The sequence below is a fragment of the Bacteroidota bacterium genome (genome assembly GCA_018831055.1).
Lineage (GTDB): Bacteria > Bacteroidota > Bacteroidia > Bacteroidales > B18-G4 > M55B132.
Window position 1 is genome coordinate 1 of the sequence record JAHJRE010000209.1, and the last position, 4066, is coordinate 4066.

General features: G+C 46.3%; 4 protein-coding genes. 3 read left to right on the forward strand and 1 reads right to left on the reverse strand.

Going from position 1 to position 4066, the window contains the following annotated elements; genetic code table 11:
• The 3 genes from KKA81_13960 to KKA81_13970 all read left to right on the forward strand — a co-directional run.
• The coding region (locus KKA81_13960) for a M23 family peptidase (protein ID MBU2652029.1) at positions 1 to 201 on the forward strand (201 nt) is incomplete at its 5' end.
• A gap of 1 nt (position 202) precedes the next feature.
• Complete coding sequence (locus tag KKA81_13965; GenBank protein ID MBU2652030.1) at positions 203 to 1054, forward strand: nucleotidyltransferase domain-containing protein; 852 nt, start codon at positions 203 to 205, stop codon at positions 1052 to 1054.
• 4 nt (positions 1055 to 1058) lie between these two features.
• A complete protein-coding gene (locus tag KKA81_13970; protein ID MBU2652031.1) occupies positions 1059 to 1916 on the forward strand; it encodes a metallophosphoesterase in 858 nt (285 codons plus the stop codon).
• Here the strand turns inward: KKA81_13970 and KKA81_13975 are convergent, their stop codons facing one another.
• Positions 1917 to 3524 carry a gliding motility-associated C-terminal domain-containing protein gene (locus tag KKA81_13975; protein MBU2652032.1) on the reverse strand — a complete coding sequence of 536 codons (1608 nt, stop codon included), beginning with the start codon at positions 3522 to 3524 and terminating at the stop codon, positions 1917 to 1919.
• Positions 3525 to 4066 lie beyond the last annotated feature (542 nt).

Sequence of the window (4066 nt, forward strand, 5' to 3'; positions counted from 1 at the left end):
ATCCGTGATAATTTATCTGGTATCGCTTCCTGGAAAGGTACCATGAACGGGAAATGGATACTTATGGAATATGACCTCAAAAACGACCTCCTCATATACCGTTTTGATGAAATGATGGACCCCGGACTGAACACTTTCCGGTTGGAAGTACTGGATAATAAAGGCAATATGACTGTGTATGAAACCATAATAAATCAATGATATGCAGGAAGAAATAACCAATATCCGTTGGGCCAAGCTTATGGAAAGGGAGAAAGAGCTTAATTGCCTGTATAGTGTGGAAAATCTTCTGAAAGAAGATGAAAAACCAATTGAATCGATTTTAAGGGAAATGATTAATATTATTCCTCCAGGATACCAGTATACTACTGTTTGCGAAGCCAGAATACTTTTCGAGGATTCAGTTTTTTCAACAGAAGACTTTACGGAAACGGAATGGATGCAGCACGCCGACATCATTGTGGATGAGCACGTAGCAGGAAGGATTGACGTCGCTTATACTCAGCTTATTCGCCTTCACCGGGGCAGTGCTTTCCTTCCCGAGGAACAGAAGTTATTAAATACTATTGCTTCCAACATTGGCCGTACAATATTCCGGTGTAAACTTAAAGTTTCTCTTGATTATATCCATCAAAGCGGGCATCCCGAAAAGCAGGAGGGGAATCTCTTGTATCCTGAGTCGGATGAACATTGGAAGTGGAGGTACAAAATGGCAGAAAGTATAGCCCGTGCAATGGATCTCGACCGCTTTGGAGTGAAGGGAATATACCTTGTCGGCAGCACTAAAAACGCATCAGCGGGCCCTGGCAGCGATATAGATCTGATCCTTCATTTTGCGGGAAGTGAATCCCAGAAAAATGAAATTGCAACCTGGCTTGAAGGCTGGGGTCTTTGCCTTGATGTGATTAACTATTCCCGGACAGGTTACCATTCCGGTGAAAGCCTCATTGATGTACATATCATCACGGATGAGGATTTTCAGAAAAAAGACAGTTATGCGATGATGATTGGCGCCGTTACCGATGGTGCCCGTTTGCTTAAAAAAAACTCCTGAACCGATGAACTTATGTTTTTTTGTGAGTGATCTCCATGGCCGGACAGGAAGATACCTTAGTCTGTTTGCTGCCATTCGCAAAGATAAGCCTGATATTGTGCTCCTGGGAGGGGACCTGCTGCCTCACGGCTTTGGATTGAAATCCGGGTTCAGTGATTTTTACAATGATTTCCTGGTAAAGCAATTCCGCCAGCTTCGCGAAGAACTTCATGATGAATACCCTCAGGTTTTGCTGATCCTGGGCAATGACGATCCACGTATTCATGAGGAGAATTTTATAAAAGAAAGTGAATCAGGTCTCTGGACTTATCTTCATAATCGCAGGATTGATACAGGCAATTATGTTTTTTACGGTTATGCCAATGTTCCTCCCACACCATTCCGGTTAAAAGATTGGGAGCGCTATGATGTCTCGCGTTATGTGGATCCGGGTTGCATGGCCCCGACAGAAGGTATCCATACCGTAGATCCGGGAATTGATCTTGAATATGCCACCATTCAGGATGATCTTCAAAAGCTTGCAGGATCCGACGATTTATCAAAGTCGGTTTTTCTGTTCCACTCTCCTCCCTATAAAACCTGCCTCGACCGGGCAGCCCTGGATGGTCAAAGCATTGACCATGTGCCACTGGATGTTCACGTCGGCAGTATAGCGATCCAACGTTTTATTGAAGAACGGCAACCCTTGGCTACTCTCCATGGACACATTCATGAGTCTTCAAGAATTACCGGGTGCTGGAAACAAAAGATGGGACAAACAGTAGTTATGACAGCCGCGTGGGACGGGCAGGAGCTGGCCCTGGTACGTTTTGATCTTGCAGATCCGGGAAGTGCCGCAAGAGAACTGATAGGGCAGGAGTGACTATCTAAGCAAGGTAAGTGTTCCTTTTAAAGTCTCGTTCACCTGCATAGGCGTCCCTTCAATATTTTCATAATAAACGATCCATGCGTAAACTCCTACAGGGCAGTCGTTGCCGTTAAAACGCCCATCCCAGCCACTATCCAGGTCAGAAGTTTGAAATACCAGGGTTCCCCAACGATCGTAAACATACATACTGAACTTTCCGATGTTAACACCCTTTGCCATGAAAATGTCGTTGAGGTTGTCGCCATTGGGCGTGAAAGCATTGGGGAGGAACAGGGCTGCATCACAGTTGATGTAAGAAATCTCTACCGTATCACGGTCGAAACCACAGGGATTCTCAGCAAAAACCCAGTAAGTATCCGGAGTCCTAACCAGAAAGTCCTTACCGGTACTGAAATCCTGCCACTCATACCCTGTGTATGCATCCCCGCTTCCTGGGTTTAGCAGTAAAGAGCTGCCATAACAAAGGGTTGTGTCATTACCCAGGAAAACCACAGGGACCTCAATCTGTTCAATATTCGCGCTATCCCGAATAAGGCAGCCAAGGTCGTTTTTAGCTTCTACCCAAAAAAGCCCTTCGTGATCGGCTGTGTAAGTCTGGTTAGTGCTGCCATCCTGCCAGGAATAACTGAGATAACCCGGCCCCGGGTCCAACAGTATAGAAGTCCCGGAACACAATACCGTATCGGGAGGAAAACCAAGGTCGGGTTCTTCAAAATAATCCACATGAATTTCATCATAAACAGGATAGCAACCTAGGCTTACCTGTACTCCATAGGTCCCTGGTTTTGAAATGGTTATTGAGGGTTCCGTGCTGCCATCCGTCCATAAATACTCTGCCGCACAAGGAAGGGTAGCATCAAGAGTCAGGGTAGTATTGGGACATAACGTGGTATCGTTACCCAGTTTTAACATAGGCTGCTGCGGTATCACCGATACGTCATCAAGATAATACGAACTGATCATTAAGCCCGCCCCACCCAGATTTTCTACTTCCGTGTCGTTGTTCGACATAAAATTGCCAATGGTAAGGTATTCTTCACCACCTGTTGCCATATAGGTTCCCGATATCATAAACCAGGAATTCTTGTCTTTCATAATATATCCGGGGACATTCTGAACGGGAGGCTCTCCGGGAATTGGTATCCTGAGGTCTCCGGCTTGTTGTATGGGATCAATCGAAAAATAAGCACCAATACGGTCAATGGCATATTTGCTTTTATCGCTGCAGGAAACGTAAAAACTCACGTTATAAGTTTCACCGGCTAACATTGGACAAGCAAGCCGTATCTGCACATATTCCCGGTACGATGCCTGGGAAGGATACAAACAGATGAGATGGGCATAGCCCCGCCCTTCCTGTGCTTCCTGACTGCCCCACAGATTGTTGGGGACGCTGTAGTTGGTCTGATTACACTTGTTGCAGTAATCCGTAGTGCCTTCTCCGGGTGCATACCATTCTTCACAAACCGAGATTTGCCCGTGGTTGTTCGGACAATTAGAGTAAACTTCAAAACCGCAATTTGGGACAAGGTCCTGGGAATATATAAATGTGGATAAATGCGTGATTACAAAAAAAATTGCAATCGGGAAGATATTCTTCATAAGTGTATGCCCCCAGTTCATGCTGTAAAAATATTGAGTATGACAATATTTGTCAAGGAGAATTAAGAAAATGGCGTAAATTAATCAGTAAACGGAAAAATAATTGGACACCTCACACCCGGCCGCTCTCTGATTATACCATCTCACCCCCGGCCCCTTCTCTGATCATACCACCTCACCCCCGGCCCCTCTCCGATTATAACACCTCACCCCCGGCCACTCTCCGATTATACCACCTCACCCCCGGCCCCTCTCCTGAAGGAGAGGGGAGACGTGACTGCAAAACTTAACCGGATTTGCCTTGATTAGTGTGATTAGCGCGGGAGCCCCTTCTCTGATCATACCACCTCACACCCGGCCGCTCTCCGATTATACCACCTCACCCCCGGCCCCTCTCCTGAAGGAGAGGGGAGACGTGACTGCAAAACTTCATCTGATATACCTTGATTTCTGCACCTCACCCCCGGCCCCTCTCCTGAAGGAGAGGGGAGACGTGACTGCAATATTGAATGGGATATGCCTTGATTAGTGTGATTAGCGCG